Annotated in this window: 17 protein-coding genes and 1 tRNA gene; 6 read left to right on the forward strand and 12 right to left on the reverse strand. The window is 63.4% G+C overall.

Annotated elements, in window-relative coordinates:
* Window positions 1-7: 7 nt before the first annotated feature.
* The 4 genes from yidC to rpmH are packed head-to-tail and all read right to left on the reverse strand — an operon-like array spanning window position 8 to window position 2,606.
* Entirely contained in the window at window positions 8-1,762 is a 1,755-nt protein-coding gene (yidC, locus tag JJ959_RS16485; RefSeq protein WP_292885972.1) for a membrane protein insertase YidC, read from the reverse strand.
* Complete coding sequence (gene yidD / locus JJ959_RS16490; RefSeq protein ID WP_292885975.1) at window positions 1,762-2,043, reverse strand: membrane protein insertion efficiency factor YidD; 282 nt, start codon at window positions 2,041-2,043, stop codon at window positions 1,762-1,764. Before yidD ends, yidC begins: the two co-directional genes overlap by 1 nt.
* Complete coding sequence (gene rnpA / locus JJ959_RS16495; protein WP_193184512.1) at window positions 2,040-2,417, reverse strand: ribonuclease P protein component; 378 nt, start codon at window positions 2,415-2,417, stop codon at window positions 2,040-2,042. Before rnpA ends, yidD begins: the two co-directional genes overlap by 4 nt.
* A gap of 54 nt (window positions 2,418-2,471) precedes the next feature.
* Window positions 2,472-2,606 (reverse strand): 50S ribosomal protein L34, encoded by a 135-nt coding sequence (gene rpmH / locus JJ959_RS16500; RefSeq protein WP_193184514.1) that lies wholly within the window; start codon window positions 2,604-2,606, stop codon window positions 2,472-2,474.
* 274 nt (window positions 2,607-2,880) lie between these two features.
* On the opposite strand from rpmH, the gene JJ959_RS16505 reads away from it, so the two are divergent.
* The 3 genes from JJ959_RS16505 to JJ959_RS16515 all read left to right on the forward strand — a co-directional run bounded on the left by JJ959_RS16505 (window position 2,881) and on the right by JJ959_RS16515 (window position 6,636).
* Window positions 2,881-4,350 carry an FAD-dependent oxidoreductase gene (locus tag JJ959_RS16505; RefSeq protein WP_292885979.1) on the forward strand — a complete coding sequence of 490 codons (1,470 nt, stop codon included), beginning with the start codon at window positions 2,881-2,883 and terminating at the stop codon, window positions 4,348-4,350.
* Window positions 4,351-4,386: 36 nt separating this feature from the next.
* A complete protein-coding gene (locus tag JJ959_RS16510; RefSeq protein ID WP_292885982.1) occupies window positions 4,387-5,793 on the forward strand; it encodes a HAMP domain-containing sensor histidine kinase in 1,407 nt (468 codons plus the stop codon).
* Window positions 5,794-6,036: 243 nt separating this feature from the next.
* Window positions 6,037-6,636, forward strand: coding sequence for a helix-turn-helix domain-containing protein (locus tag JJ959_RS16515; protein WP_292885985.1), 600 nt, complete (start codon window positions 6,037-6,039; stop codon window positions 6,634-6,636).
* A gap of 9 nt (window positions 6,637-6,645) precedes the next feature.
* On the opposite strand, the gene gpt is transcribed toward JJ959_RS16515, so the two are convergent.
* The 3 genes from gpt to JJ959_RS16530 form a co-directional block, all read right to left on the reverse strand.
* Complete coding sequence (gene gpt, locus JJ959_RS16520) at window positions 6,646-7,143, reverse strand: xanthine phosphoribosyltransferase (RefSeq protein WP_193184522.1); 498 nt, start codon at window positions 7,141-7,143, stop codon at window positions 6,646-6,648.
* Between the two features lie 109 nt (window positions 7,144-7,252).
* Window positions 7,253-7,666, reverse strand: coding sequence for a DUF4864 domain-containing protein (locus tag JJ959_RS16525; RefSeq protein WP_292885988.1), 414 nt, complete (start codon window positions 7,664-7,666; stop codon window positions 7,253-7,255).
* Window positions 7,667-7,815: 149 nt separating this feature from the next.
* The gene (locus JJ959_RS16530) at window positions 7,816-8,733 is read right to left on the reverse strand and encodes a hypothetical protein (RefSeq protein ID WP_292885991.1); all 918 of its coding nucleotides are present in this window, start codon (window positions 8,731-8,733) and stop codon (window positions 7,816-7,818) included.
* Between JJ959_RS16530 and JJ959_RS16535 the strand changes: the two genes are divergently transcribed.
* The 3 genes from JJ959_RS16535 to JJ959_RS16545 all read left to right on the forward strand — a co-directional run bounded on the left by JJ959_RS16535 (window position 8,726) and on the right by JJ959_RS16545 (window position 10,110).
* Window positions 8,726-8,878 carry a hypothetical protein gene (locus JJ959_RS16535; RefSeq protein WP_292885994.1) on the forward strand — a complete coding sequence of 51 codons (153 nt, stop codon included), beginning with the start codon at window positions 8,726-8,728 and terminating at the stop codon, window positions 8,876-8,878. The genes JJ959_RS16530 and JJ959_RS16535 overlap by 8 nt on opposite strands.
* Window positions 8,879-9,376: 498 nt before the next feature.
* A tRNA-Arg gene (locus JJ959_RS16540) sits at window positions 9,377-9,453 on the forward strand.
* Between the two features lie 147 nt (window positions 9,454-9,600).
* Complete coding sequence (locus tag JJ959_RS16545) at window positions 9,601-10,110, forward strand: response regulator (RefSeq protein ID WP_292885996.1); 510 nt, start codon at window positions 9,601-9,603, stop codon at window positions 10,108-10,110.
* 10 nt (window positions 10,111-10,120) lie between these two features.
* Here JJ959_RS16545 and JJ959_RS16550 read toward each other — a convergent pair whose 3' ends face one another.
* The 5 genes from JJ959_RS16550 to JJ959_RS16570 all read right to left on the reverse strand — a co-directional run bounded on the left by JJ959_RS16550 (window position 10,121) and on the right by JJ959_RS16570 (window position 14,580).
* On the reverse strand, window positions 10,121-11,095 hold the full coding sequence (locus JJ959_RS16550) for a zinc-dependent alcohol dehydrogenase family protein (protein WP_292886104.1): 975 nt from the start codon (window positions 11,093-11,095) through the stop codon (window positions 10,121-10,123).
* Between the two features lie 95 nt (window positions 11,096-11,190).
* Entirely contained in the window at window positions 11,191-11,577 is a 387-nt protein-coding gene (locus tag JJ959_RS16555; protein WP_292885998.1) for a hypothetical protein, read from the reverse strand.
* A 12-nt stretch (window positions 11,578-11,589) separates the two neighbouring features.
* Complete coding sequence (locus JJ959_RS16560; protein WP_292886001.1) at window positions 11,590-13,407, reverse strand: isocitrate dehydrogenase kinase/phosphatase AceK regulatory subunit; 1,818 nt, start codon at window positions 13,405-13,407, stop codon at window positions 11,590-11,592.
* Entirely contained in the window at window positions 13,404-13,616 is a 213-nt protein-coding gene (locus JJ959_RS16565; RefSeq protein ID WP_292886004.1) for a hypothetical protein, read from the reverse strand. Before JJ959_RS16565 ends, JJ959_RS16560 begins: the two co-directional genes overlap by 4 nt.
* Window positions 13,617-13,704: 88 nt before the next feature.
* Window positions 13,705-14,580 (reverse strand): 3-hydroxyacyl-CoA dehydrogenase family protein, encoded by an 876-nt coding sequence (locus JJ959_RS16570; protein WP_292886007.1) that lies wholly within the window; start codon window positions 14,578-14,580, stop codon window positions 13,705-13,707.
* Between the last annotated feature and the right edge of the window lie 82 nt (window positions 14,581-14,662).

Genomic DNA, 14,662 nt, shown 5'->3' on the forward strand with positions numbered 1-14,662 from the left:
CACGTTCCTACTTCACGCCCATGCGCCACATGATGAGGCGCTGCTGGGCGATCGAGAGCAGGTTGTTCCAGGCCCAGTAGATCACCAGGCCGGCCGGGAAAGAGGCCAGCAGGAAGGTGAAGAAGAGCGGCAGGAACATGAACACCTTGGCCTGTATCGGGTCGGCCGGCTGCGGGTTCAGCTTCTGCTGCAGATACATCGTCAGGCCCATGAGGATCGGCCAGACACCGATCAGCGGAATGAAGGCCGGCGGGGTCCAGGGAATCAGGCCGAACAGATTGAAAAGCGTGGTCGGATCCGGCGCCGAGAGATCGTGGATCCAGCCGTAGAACGGTGCGTGACGCATCTCGATCGAGACGAACAGCACCTTGTAGAGCGCGAAAAAGACCGGGATCTGGATCAGGATCGGCAGACAGCCGGAGGCCGGATTGACCTTCTCCTTCTTGTAGAGCGCCATCATCTCCTGATTCAGGCGCGGCTTGTCGTCACCATACTGCTCGCGCAGGGTCTGCATCTTCGGCGTCAGCTCGCGCATCTTCGCCATCGACTTGTAGGACTTGTTGGCGAGCGGGAAGAACACCAGCTTCACCGCCACCGTGAAGATCAGGATGGCGATGCCGAAATTCCCGACCAGCCCGTTGATCCAGGAAAGCGCATAGAAGAACGGCTTGGTGAGGAAGTAAAACCAGCCGAAGTCGACGGCGAGATCGAAATTGGCGATGCCGTATTTCGCCTCGTAGCGGTCGAGCAGCTTCACTTCCTTGGCACCCGCGAAGAGGTGCACCTCGGCTTCGGCCGCACCGCCTGCCGGAACCGCGCGGGCAGCGCCGAGATAGTCGGTCTGGTAGCGGTCGTCCTGCTGGCGGATGGTGTGGGTGAAACGGTACTTCACCGACTCGTCCTGCGGCGGAACCAGGGCCGAGAGCCAGTATTTGTCGGTGATCCCGATCCAGCCGCCGGTGGCGGCGACCTCGACCTTGCCGTCTTCCTGAAGCTCGTCGTAGTCGACCTCTTTCAGGGTCTCGTCGAAAACGCCCAGAGGGCCTTCGTGAAGGATATAGAATCCGGCCGTCGCCGGCGTGCCGCCGCGCGAGAGCAGGCCGTAGGGGAAGAGGGTGACCGGTGCGCCGCCCGTATTCCGTACCCGCTGCTTCACCGTGAACATATAGTCGTCGTCGATCGCGTAGGTACGCTCGAAGACCAGGCCCTCGCCGTTGTCCCAGGTGAAGGTCACCGGCTGGCTCGGGCTCAGCACTGCGCTATCCGCGGTCCAGACGGTCTTGGCGTCAGGCACTTTCGTGCCCGCGGCCTCCGGCACCCAGCCGAACTCGGCATAGTAGGATTTCGGTGCGCCGACCGGCTTCAGCAGGTGGATGTTGTCGCTGTTCCTGTCGAGGGTCTCGCGGTAATGGGTCAGGACCGCATCGTCGATCCGGGCACCGACCGGCGAGATCGTGCCGCGCATGCCGGGCGCATCGATCCGCACGCGGTTGGCTTCGGCGGCGATGTCGCGCCGGGCCTTTGCGGCGTCGGCCGGTGACATTTCGCTGATGGCGGGAGCGACGCCACCCTGCCCGGGCACGGCAGAGGGAACCGAGGATGCGCTCGGAGCCGTTGAGCTTGCCGCCGGATCCGACGCGGCGATTTCCGCCTGCCGGGCCATTTCCTTTTCGGCCTTCGGAACCTCGTAGAAAAACTGAAAGCCGACCAGGATCGCCACGGAAAGCACGACAGCGGCAATCAGATTCTTCTGCTCGTTCATTATTCGGCCCGACATTCTTGTTGTGTTTGGGAAGCGACCCCGCCCCGCTCGGGGACCGGATCATAGCCACAGCCGCCCCAGGGATGACAACGGAGAATCCGCTTCAGGGTCAGCCAGGAACCGGCAAACGGCCCGTGGCGGCGGATCGCGTCCAGCCCGTAGCGCGAACAGCTCGGCTCGAAACGGCAATTGGTGCCCAGCAAGGGAGAGATGAAAAGCCTGTAGACGTGGATCAGGCCGCTCAGCAGCCAGACGACAGGCGCTGTAACGACACGGGTCACGGCCGTGTCTCCTCCTTGAGGGCGCCCACCTTGGAGAGGGCGCGCTTCAGGTCAGCGACGAGACCGTCATACGATCTGCTGAGGGTGTTGGCGCGCGCGATCAGAACAAATTCATGTCCCGGTGCGGCCATCGTGTTCAAGGCATCATGAACCACGGCTCTCAGCCTTCGTCTTGCGCGGTTTCTCTCGACCGCACCGCCGACCTTTCGGCTGGCGGTATAGCCCACCCGGAGGAGGCCCTCTTGGCCGTGCTCGAGCGCACGGGCCTGAAGCACCAGTCCCTGGGTCACGGCCTTGCGCCCGGTCCGGGCAATGTTGAGGAATTCACTGCGCTTTTGCAGGCGCTCCAACGTACCGGAGGACGGGTTGCGCATGGCAAGAACGCTTTCCGAATGCGTGCCGCCCGGCCGAAGCCGGGTTGCAGCATTTTAGGCGGACAGACGCTTGCGGCCCTTGGCGCGCCGGTTGCGAATGACATGACGGCCACCGACGGTCGCCATACGGGACCGGAAGCCATGACGGCGCTTGCGTACGAGGACGCTCGGCTGATAGGTGCGTTTCACGGGAATTCTCCGTCGACGTAAATATAGCAATCTCGCGAGTGCGGGGCTGTATATAGAACTGCCCTGCCCGAGTCAACGCGGGCGCGCGTATTTGCACCGGACGCGCCCGCCATCGCAACCTTTTTCGCCGCCGCCCTTTCGCGACCCGGCTCCAACGCTCCGCTTCCGCTCACGTCAAGGTGACTGGTTGTGCCTCGACCGTCGGGCGACATAGGTGTCTTGGATCAGGCGATACGGACTACGCTGTCATTCCCAGCTTCCGCGACGAGGGACGATGCCGAAAGACATGAAGACAGACGCGCCTTCCCAGGGAACGGAAGAAAAACTCATCGAGACCGATATCTGCGTCATCGGCGGAGGCTCCGGCGGTCTGTCCGTCGCGGCCGGAGCGGTGCAGATGGGCGCGCGCGTCGTTCTCTTCGAACGCGGGCGCATGGGCGGCGATTGCCTGAATTACGGCTGCGTGCCGTCGAAGGCCCTTCTGGCGGCGGGACACGCCGCCGCCGCGGCGCGAGCTGCCGGCCGCTTCGGCGTCAATCTTCCCGAGCCGGAAATCGATTTCGCCCGGGTCCATGCCCACGTGCACGACGTCATCGCGGGCATCGCGCCGCACGATTCCGTCGAGCGCTTCGAAAAGCTCGGCGTAAAGGTGATCGAGGCCGCCGCCAGGTTCGCCGACGGCCGCACCGTCACCGGCGGAGGCTACCGCGTGCGCGCCCGCCGCTTCGTCATCGCCACCGGCTCCTCCGCGGCGATCCCACCGGTCTTGGGTCTCGTGGAGACGCCTTACCTGACCAACGAAACCATCTTCGACCTGACCGAACGCCCCGCGCACCTCCTCATCATCGGCGGCGGGCCGATCGGCTGCGAGCTGGCGGAGGCGCATCGCAATCTCGGCTCCGAGGTGACCGTGATCGAGGCGGCGACGCTGCTCGGAAACGAGGATCCGGAGGCGGCGGCCCTCATACGCGCGCATCTGCAGGAGATCGGCGTGACCCTGCTCGAAGGCGCGCTGGTCAAGGAAGCGTCGGGCAAGGACGGTGGCATCTCGCTCTCCATCGAGAGCGGCGGCGCTATCCGATATATCGAAGGGTCCCATCTTCTGGTCGCGGCTGGGCGCCGCGCCAATCTCGACGGTCTGGGACTCGAGGCCGCCGGCATCGAGACCACGCGCACCGGGATCAGGGTCGATGCCGGCCTGAAGACCAGCAACTGGCGGGTCTATGCCATCGGGGATGCCGCGGGCGGCCTGCAATTCACCCATGTCGCCGGCTACCATGCCAGCGTGGTGATCCGGAACGCGTTGTTCCGTCTGCCGTCGAAGGCCGACATGAGCGCCGTTCCGAGGGTCACCTACACAGACCCAGAACTGGCCCATGTCGGCCTGCTGGAAGCCGAGGCCCGCGACAGGCACGGAGAAAAGGTCCGGGTCCTGAAATGGACCTACCAGGAGAACGACCGCGCCCGGGCAGAGCGGGCGACCGAGGGTTTCATCAAGCTGATCGTGCTGAAGAACGGCCGAGTGATCGGCGCGACCATTGTCGGCCGGAATGCCGGTGAACTGATCCAGTGCTGGGGGCTCGCGATCAGCCAGAAGATCAAGATCGGCGCCATCGCCTCTTCGATCGTCGCCTATCCGACCTTGGCGGAAGTCGGCAAGCGGGCCGCCGGATCCTTCTTCACGGAAACCCTGTTCAGCCCGCGGATGCGCAAAATCGTCCGCTTCCTCGCCTCCTTCGGCTAAACTCGGCCATCGGGTTCTGCCGACGGACGCATATGCATGTTGAGTTTTGCGAACAGCCTTTCCTTCCGGCTGCTGCTCCTGACAGTCTTCTTCGTGATGGTGGCGGAAGTCCTGATCTATACGCCCTCCATCGCGCGCTACCGGCTGAGCTACCTGCAGGAGAAGCTCGCCGAAGGGCATCTCGCCGCCCTGTCGGTGAAGGCGGCGCCCGACGGGATGATCACGGAGATGCTGACGCGCCAGCTCCTCGATCATGTCGACGCCTACAGCGTCGTCGCCAACGACGAGTCGAACTTCATGCCGATGCTGCGCCGCCCGGAGGTGCCACAGGTCGATATCGCCGTCGATCTCAGGGAGATCGGCGTCGTCGAACTCATCCTGAACGCCTTTTCCACCCTCGCCCAGACCCGGGACCGGGTGATCCGGCTGCACGGCCAGTCGCCGCGGGATCCGGATATCTTCGTCACCATGATCATCGACGAGGCGCCGATGCGGATGGAGATGCTCGATTTCTCCTGGCGCATCCTGACGCTCTCCGTGGTGATCTCGCTCTTCACCGCGGCTCTGGTCTTCCTCTCGCTGCGCTGGATGATGGTGCTGCCGATGCAACGCATCACCACCAGCATGATCGCCTTCCGGCAACGGCCGGAAGATCCGACATCCGATCTTCCCCCGACCTCCCGGCGGGACGAGATCGGCATCGCGATCCGCGAGCTTGCGGGGATGAAACAGGGTGTCCGCCGGGCCCTGCGCCAGAAGACCCGGCTCGCCACACTCGGCATGGCGGTCAACAAGATCAACCACGACCTGCGCAACATGCTGGCCACGGCGACCCTGGTCTCGGACCGTTTCGCGGAGAGCTCCGATCCGTTCGTGCGCAAAGCGGTCCCGCCCTTCCTGCGGACCATCGACCGGGCGGTGAAGCTCTGCTCCGATACCCTGAACTTCACGCAGGAATCGGTACCGCTGATGACCGAGCGCGTGACTTTGAAGGATCTGCTGGACGGAATTCTGCCGGAACTGAGGACGGCTCTCGACGAGGAAGAGCTTGTCATCGAGGTCGGCGAAGTGCCCGATTCCCTCCTCACGATCGACCAGGACCAGATCTACCGCATCTTCGCCAATCTGGCCTCGAACGCCGCTCGCGCCGGCGCGACAGTGTTCCAGATCGGGTTCGAGCAAAATGACAACACGCTGACGATCCGCTTCCGGGACAATGGCCCGGGCATTCCAGACCCGATACGCGAAAAACTGTTTCTTCCCTTCCAGCTTTCCGGGCACAGCGGCGGATCAGGCCTCGGCCTCGCGATCGCCCGCGACATCGCGCTAGCCCACGGCGGCGCTCTGTTTCTCCAGAAAACCGGGGGATCCGGGAGCGTCTTTCATCTCGAATTGCCCTGCCCCGTGACGGAGCGCACGCGCTCACAGACCCGCGCGGCCTGACAGCGTGACGAGAGTCGCTTCCACCGGCGTGCATGACACGTTACTCTGCCACTTAAACGAGGCCGAGCAGGCTAAGAGCGAAACAGGTTCAACAGCCCCGGGCTGGAGCACCCCATGGCAAACGTGTCGGGAGAGATGAAAGCAGCGGCGGCCTCACCATCGCCTTGCGACGACTGCGATATCCGCGATCTTGCGATCTGCGGGACGTTGCGCTTGGACGAAGTCCGGCGATTGAACAGCATCATGACGTCGATAAATTTCGCGGCCGGCGATCCGGTCGTGGACGAGGGCGAGCCTGCGGATTTCGTCTATACCCTGACCGCCGGAGCAGTACGGCTTTACAAGCTCCTCGCGGACGGCCGCAGATCCGTCACCGGTTTTCTGTTTCCAGGCGATTTCCTAGGCGTCTCGATTCGAGGCAATTATGGCGCCAGCGCGGAGAGCATCACGCCGGTGACGATGTGCCGCTTCCAGCGCACGGAACTCGAGCGTCTCATGGAAGAGATTCCGACGCTGGAGCGCCGAATGTTCGCGCGGGCGACCGAAGAACTTTATCTGATGCAGGAACAGATCGTTCTGCTTGGCCGCAAGTCAGCCGCCGAGAGAGTGGCGTCGTTCCTGCGCGGCCTTGCCGAGCGGCAGGAGAAGCGGCACCTCCCGGCAAACCCGGTGATCGTGCCGATGACGCGCACCGACATTGCCGATTATCTTGGTCTGACCACGGAGACGGTTAGCCGGACGATCACCCAGTTCAAGAGCAAGGGCCTGATCTCGGTGGAAAGCGCGTCGCGAATCAGGATCGTCGACAACGACCAGCTCGACGATCTGGCGGAAGCGGTCTAGGCCCGGCTGTCAGCGCCGGAGCGAGGAAATCGGCTCGACCGGGCGCGGTTCCAGATCCCAGGGGAAATGAATCCAGGTGTCCTGGCTGACCTCGGTCACGAAGGTATCCACCAGCGGGCGGCCCGCCGGCTTGGCATAGACCGTCGCGAAATGCGCCTTGGGCAGCATCGCGCGCACCGCTTTCGCGGTTTCGCCGGTATCGACCAGATCGTCGACGATCAGCCAGCCGGTGCCGTCGCCGGCGATCTCGCAGTTCTTCATGACCTTGATCTTGCCGCGCTCCTTGTCGTCGCCGCCGACGCCGTAGGAGGCCACACTCACCGTGTCGATGATGCGGATGTTCAGTTCGCGGGCGACAACCGCCGCCGGAACCAGCCCGCCGCGCGTGATCGCGACGATTCCCTCGAACGGACCGACCTCGGTCAGGCGCCAGGCCAGCGCCTTGGCAGTGCGGTGAAGCTCTTCCCAGCTGACGGGAAAGGACTTGTTGAAACTGTCACTCGACATGGCTGGCTTCCATCGCGGTCACTTGACGATCCGGCGACATAGCGCGCCTCTCCGGTTTCCGCAACGCCCAATAGGGTTTCTGTGACAGCGCCTGCCTGAAATCAGCAGGCTAGACCGCCTTGTCGGCGGCGCGGATCATCTGGACGCCCGCGATGCGCCAGGAGCCATCCACCTGCAGCTCCATCTCGTAGGCGGCGAGATAGGCCAGCCCGTCCGGGCCGATGAAGAAGACGATCTGCACCGGACGCTGTCCCGAAAGATCCAGTTCGCGGAAGCTCACCTGCTGCGGGCGGTAGACGGTACGGTAGCCACCAAGAACCATGTCCCGGAAACGCTCGGGCGTCCCGAAGAGCTGCCGCAGGACGGGGCTCGCATAGGTGAAGGCCTCCTGCCAGTCGTCGCGCTGGAAGGCATCCAGCTGCCGGCTGATTGTGGAGCGTATCTCGGCTTCCTGCGCCGCGGCCGGAAAAGCGGCAAGGAGAAGTCCGAACAGCACGAGGAACCGAGCCAAAATCGAGCGCATCATCCCGCTCCCTTCCGTCAGTGTCTGACTATCCTACGACCGACGGTTCAGGGTGGATGAGTCCTGCGGCCGAGGCCGTGACAAATCCCACGCATGAAAAAGGCGCCGTCTCACCGACGGCGCCTTGATCCGTAAATCTATCGCTTCCGTCAGCGGACGAAGAGACGAACCTCGTTGCTGGAGGCGTCAGCAGCCGTGACCGCGGAAAGCGCGACGCGGCTCGGCGGCAGCCCCATGTCGGTCAGCGCGCGGAGCACGTCCTGCGCATTCTTCCGGGCCTTGCTGGTATCGAGCGCGACCTGCGCCGAGGATCCGGCCGACGGCGTGACCGCGACGAGATCGAAGGACGCATCCGGACGGCGCTCGAGCGCGCGGCTGACCGCGGTGTAGAGCGCCTGCTGGTAATTCACGTTGTTGCGGTCGAAGCGGATGACCACCAGCGGACGACGGGAACCCGGCGCCGCACTCAGGCCGCGTCCCTGCAGGGACGGGGTCGCGGTCACTTCCGCACCGCCCATGCCGTAGGTCCGCGCGGCGAGGCTGGTGCCGAAGAACTCACCGTTCTTGATCGCCAGAGCGAGCGTGTTCAGATCGTTGCGCTCGGTCGCGACATAACGGCTCTGACGGCGGATATCGTCGCTGAGCTCGGTCAGCAGGCGGTCGACCAGCACGACGGTGCGGTTGACGTCGTCTTCCAGCACTTCGAGTTGGCGGTGATCCTCATCCACGGCGCCCGACAGACCGAAGGCGGCCCGGGTGGCGTCGAGCAGATAGGTCGAAAGGGCGGCGTCGGCAGCGACCCGGTTCGACAGGTCGTTCATGTCGCCGATATCGGCATTGACCTGCTCCAGAAGCCCCTGGGACTGGTTCCATGCGGCGACCAGCATCGGGTTGCCGGGCGTGGTGCCGACCTGAAGGCGTGAGCGGATGCCGGCGACCGACTGGTGGTAGGTCTGGGCGTTGCCGATTGTGCGCTGGCGGATGGTCTGCAGGTCCCCGTTGTGGGAGCGAATCGACTCCTGCAGACGCCGGAGATCGTCCCGCAGCTGCACCACCTTGTTGCCCACGAACGTTCCCGTCGCGGCGCCCGGACGGGGCGGCTGCACCTCGAAATTCGTGGTGTTGAGCGCAGGCGGCTGCCCGCTGGCGATGATCGGCTGGCCGGACGCCTCTCCCGCCGAAGGCGCAATTGCGACCTGCGTCGGTGTCTGATTCGCCGCGGCAGGATCTTCACCTGAAAGGCTAGGCCACAAAGCGTCGGATGAGAAAGAACAGCCCCCGAGAAGGAGAACCGTTGCGCCCAGGACAACGAGCGACGAGCGATTAAGAACCATAGGACGCTGTCACCTTGTAAATAGGTGTTATGTTTGCCGCGGTTTCAGGTAGATCCGTTCGACCGACCAATGCCGACCCCCCTAGCAATTTGCCCCGGCTGTCCCGCCCCAAGGACAGAACGCCTCTCTTCCTTCAATCTCGATTGTACGAGGTCTTGAAGAAAGAAAGAAGCTTGCCGACGCAGTCCCCCACTGATGGTAGCCGCAAGCCGCGAAATTCGTAGGGATAGTAACGAAAGCCAATCGGGCCTACAAGTTGTTTTGCCAAACGATTCCGTAAGATACGCGGCGAAAGATTCCCTCATATAAGCGCTTGCGTTTCGAAATCGCCTTGAGTATGTTCCGGCCTCCTTCGGGGGCGCCACGCCTCCAGGGGGCGCCCGTAGCTCAACTGGATAGAGCACCTGACTACGGATCAGGAGGTTGGGAGTTCGAATCTTCCCGGGCGCGCCATTCATCCCAAAAAAGATTTTTCCCGATATTACATTTGCCGCAGCGCATCGCCTCGGCGGACCCTGTCCTGTCATTGAAATCCGCAAACTGGTTATTAACGTTTGTTGGTTAATGTGTCTCCTCAAACGGACTATTGGACAGGAGTTCATGGATCCATTTCCTGCGGACAGTGTGCGCGATCTCCGGGTCATGGTTGTGGAAGACGACATGGCAACCCGGCTGCTTACGCGTACCTTTCTCGAGCACCTGGGTTTTTCAGACGTCGTCGACCGGGAAAATGGCGAGCACGCGCTGAAAGACGTTCTGCGGCGGCATTTCGACCTGATCGTTTCGGATCTCGAAATGACGCCGATGAGCGGCTGGGACCTGCTGCTCCGGATCCGCCGCGACAAGAACGTCACCAATCCCTACGTGCCGATCATCCTGATCACGAGTCACTCCGACCGCGACTCCGTCCTGCGCGCACGCGATTCCGGAGCCAGCGCTTTCGTCGCGAAACCGGTGAATTACGAGAACCTGAAGAAGACAATCGCTGCCGTTCTCGCCGACAGTCGCCCGTTTGTACAGAACGATACCTATTCCGGCCCCGACCGCAGGCGCAGGGACAAACTGCCGAAGGACGGAAAATACCAGCGCGAATCCGACTACAAGTGGTGAGCGCCGGCGCTTAGGGCACCAGAACGGCCGCGCCCTGCAAGCGCCCCTCCCGCAGGTCCGAGAGCGCTCGGTTGGCATCGTCGAGCGGATAGGTCTGGACCGTTGTCCTGACCGGCACTTTCGGCGCCAGCTCCAGGAACTCCTCCGCATCGCGCCGCGTCAGGTTAGCCACCGAGACAATTTTCTTTTCCCGCCACAGGATATCATAGGGAAACCCCGGGATATCCGACATGTGGATGCCGCCGCAAACCACCGTACCGCCCGGCCGGATCGCCCTGAGCGCCAGCGGAACCAGATCGCCCACGGGCGCGAAGAGGATCGCGGCGTCCAGCTCCTCTGGCGGCAGTTCGTCCGAATCCCCCGCCCAGACGGCACCGAGAGAGCGCGCGAAATCCTTCGCCGCCTTGTCGCCCGGACGCACGAAGCCGTAGATCTCCCGACCCTGCCAGAGCGCGACCTGGATCAGGATATGCGCCGCGGCGCCGAAGCCGTATAGGCCGAGCCGCCTGCCCTCTCCCGCCATGCGCAGGCAGCGATAGCCGATCAGGCCGGCGCAGAGCAGCGGGGCCGCCTCGGCGTCGGAATAGAACTCCGGGATCGGAAAACAGTATCGGGCATCTGCGACGAGGTACTCCCCATAGCCGCCGTCCAGCGTGTAGCCGGTGAAGCGCGCTTCGGGACAGAGGTTCTCCTGCCCCTCAAGACAGTAACGGCATTCCCCGCAGGTCCAGCCGAGCCAGGGGACCCCGACCCTCGTGCCTTCGGAAAGCTCCGTGACACCGCTTCCCAGCGCCTCGACCGTCCCCACCACCTCGTGGCCGGGCACAACATGCGGCTTGGGGTCCGGCAGATCGCCGTCAACCACATGCAGATCCGTGCGGCAGACGGCGCAGGCATGGACCCGGACCAGAACATCTCCCGGCCCCGGCTCCGGCTGCGGACGTTCGACTGCCGATAGGGCCTCGCACGGCCCGTTGATCTCCATCACCCGCACGCGTCGTTCTCCAAACCCGCTACCAGTGATTGGCCAAATTCACGCTTGAAAACATTGGATTAGGCTGACCAAGCCAGATTCGGCAATTAGACTTCAACATCCGCTTCCTCGGACCTTCGAAACAACAAGAGTACAATTAGAGGAAGGTTCAAAACCGGCAAGACATAGATGAGCGCCAACCATCTAGGCCAATTAAGGCTATTCAGTCGCATCACAACCCAGGAAATCTGAATTCCACCGACGATCGCGACAGCAAGAAAATAGGGGAACAAAAACTGGGTCATCTCGTGCGCAGAAACGAAAACCGGCAATGGGAAAACCCAAATTGTTCCCAATATTACAATGCGATATTCATCGAGTGTCGCACCTGATTTTTTAAAACCACCCGATACTACGGCTAGCGAAAAAAGACAAAAAAGAGCGTAAGCAATAACCAACAATGGGAAAAAGCCTGCGGATGCGTCGAAGCCCATAGCACCTTCTCCTCAGCTCCCCGGATGCAGCCGGCAGGCCTCGCGGTACGGCGTCAGGCGCGGCACCTGGCCCTGTTCGAGCCTGCTCTGCATGTCGGTCCAGTAGTCCATCGTCAGCAGTTCGCCATGCGACTCGCGGAAAATCCTCCGGAGGTTCCGGTCCTCGATCCTGAGATGGGTTTCCAGCTCCTCCGGCAGGAAGATCACGCCTTCCTCGAAGAACCAGTCGGGAATGTCCTCCTCGCCGTCGAAGCGGTTCTGGTTGGTGCGCACCTTCACGTCCGTCAGGTCCTCGATGGCGTCATAGTCGAAGAGATAGACCTTGAGGATCTTGCTGACCCCGTAATTGCGGCCGTCGAGATCCTTGTTGAAGATATTGGCGGCGGCGTTGTTGGCGATGCACTGGCCGAGATTGCCGATAGCGATCTCCGCCTCGGCCTCGTCCGCCTGCTCCATGAAGACCGGGAACGGCGTCATCTTGATCTGCACGATCAGATGACGGAACAGCAACCCGGCGCCGGTCTGGATCACGTTCTCGCCCGCGTTCTCGAGGATCTCGTGGCGCAGATCGTCGGTGAAGTAATCGGCCGGCAGGGTGACGTTGTAATAGATCACGTTGTCGAGCATGGAGCCGGCCCGGTTGATCTCATGCACGCGGCTGTATTTCTGCAGCACCGAGCGCACGCCCGGGAACTTGCCCCATTTGTATCCGGCTGTCGGATGGTCGCGGATCACCTTGGCGACGTAACCGAGTGACGGCGCGGAGAATCCGATGGCGACCGTGCCGCGCGGGCCGACCGCATGGTCGAGCCGCTCGCCGCTCTGCATCAGCTCGCGCTCGATCTGCCGGATGACGGCGATCTTGCCGATGTGATTGTAGCCGATGGTCGAATATTGCAGCCCGTGCGGACGGTCGGGCATCAGCTCGAACAGAAAGGACGCCATCTCGTGATAATGCTCCGAGGTGACGTGGAAATTCGCGAGCGTCGAACTGAAGACATATTGCAGATCGTCGGAGCCGAGGATGACCGCGTCGACATGGATGCCGTCCGCCTCGTTCAGCAGCGCGACGCCGAGCGGCACCGGCTCTCCGCCCTCGATCAGCAGGCGGCCGACCAGATAAGCGCCCCGGTTCCGGTAAAAACCGGCATCCGCCATCTCGATCGCCCGGATCCGGTCCGCGCCGGGCGCCTCCTCGAGAATCCGTGCGGCCACCGCCGCCGCATCGCTGTCGAGGTCGCGCCAGCGCCGGGAAAACCCGGCCAGTGTCAGAACGGGAACGAGATGCTCTGCCTGCAATGGCCCATCTGCGCCAAAAACGCGGGTCACGACCGGATGCGCCGCCTTGTCCTCGTCCCGCGCCCGGGCGCTCGAGTAGGTCGAGGCCCGCCACATCCCGGCATGGACCTGACGGCGCACGGAATTGAGGAAGGCATAGGCGAGGTCGGCGTGATAAAGCCCCTCGATCAACGGCAGATAGCGCTCCTCGACCTCGGCCCAGAAGGCGTCGCGCCCCTGCACGTCGGGGCAATGCAACAGGATGACCGGCACCAGCGTCTCGACCGTGGCGCCGTAGATCCCGAGCCGTTCCTGGCTGAGCGCGATCGAGGCGGGCCAGTCCCGCGCCTCGAAGGCGGCCTTGGCGAGCCCGGCGATCTGCCGGAAGCGGCGGTAATAGTCTGTGAAACCGCCGTGGATCAGGGCCGCGACCGACTCGATCCGTTCCGCCTCGCTGGCGGCGGCTTCCAGTTCCTCCTGTGCCGCCGCCGCGATGGTCGGCGTGCGGAGCGTCGTAGCGCCCCGGCGGATCGACTGGGCCGCATGAGTCACTTGGCGGCCGCCCGGTACTCGCAGCGCGGCATGCGGGCGTTGGTCTCGGAGCCGTCCGGGCAGACGTTCTGGCAGTTGCCGACGCTCTCGCAGAGCGCTGCGGCGGCGTTCCGGCCGGTCTGCATCCAGTCGATCGTCGAGCAGCCCGGAAGAGCTGCCAACGAGACAAGAAGAATCAAAAGAAACCCGAGTCTGCTCCGCTGCCTCATGGCCCGGTCCTCCCGGACGAGAGCCTACCCCAAAGCGGAACGGGCGGCCACAAGGACCGCCCGTCGAAATCGCGAAAGGGTTGCGGGATCAGCCGACCCGCTTGCCCTTCTCGTCGTAGCGGTACCAGCCGCGGCCGGTGCGGCGTCCGTGGCGGCCGGCGGCGACCACCTGGCGCAGGATCGGGCGCGGATGGAAACGCTCGCCATAGGCCTCGTGCAGGATCTCGGCGACCTGCAGGTTCAGCGTGTTGGAGATGTTGTCCATCAGTTCGAACGGGCCGACCGGATGGCCGAGACCGAGCTTGCAGCCGGTGTCGATGTCTTCCGGCGTGCAGGCGCCTTCCTCGACCAGGCGGAGGACCTCGTCCCACATCGCGAAGAGGATACGGTTGACGGCGAAGCCGACCACGTCCTTGACATCGATCGGGGTCTTCCCGGCCTCGACGCAGGCATTGCGCGCCGCCTCGATGACCGCGTCGTCGGTATCCATGCCGCGGATCACCTCGACCAGCTTCATGCGGCTGACCGGCGAGAAGAAATGCAGGCCGCAGAAACGGGACTGGCGCTTCTCGGAGAAGTAGGAGGCCAGCACCGAGATCGAGATGCTGGAGGTGTTGGAGGCGATGATCGCGTCGTCCTTACAGACCGCGTCCAGGGTCTTGTAGACCTCGGCCTTCACCTTCTCGTCCTCGAACACCGCCTCGATCACCAGATCGCGATCGCCATAGGCGGAGAGGTCGGTGACGAAGCTGATATTGCCCAGCGCGGTCGCCATGTCCTCTTCCGCCCAGAACTTGCGGGCGACGCCGGACTCGAGCGTCCTCTTGATCCCGGCCTCGGCCTTGTCCAGGCGCGCCTGCTCCGGCTCCATGATCATCACGTCCTTGCCCGCCATGGCGAAGACGAGCGCGATCTCCGAACCCATCATTCCGGCGCCGACGACGCCGATCTTGTTCACTGACATCCCATCCTCCTCGAAGGTCTCATGTTCGATGAAAACTGTTGGCTGCCTTGGTATAGGCTCGCCCGCGGCGGTTCAAGCGATC

This window comes from Nisaea sp. (assembly GCF_017640745.1).
Classification (GTDB): domain Bacteria; phylum Pseudomonadota; class Alphaproteobacteria; order Thalassobaculales; family Thalassobaculaceae; genus Nisaea.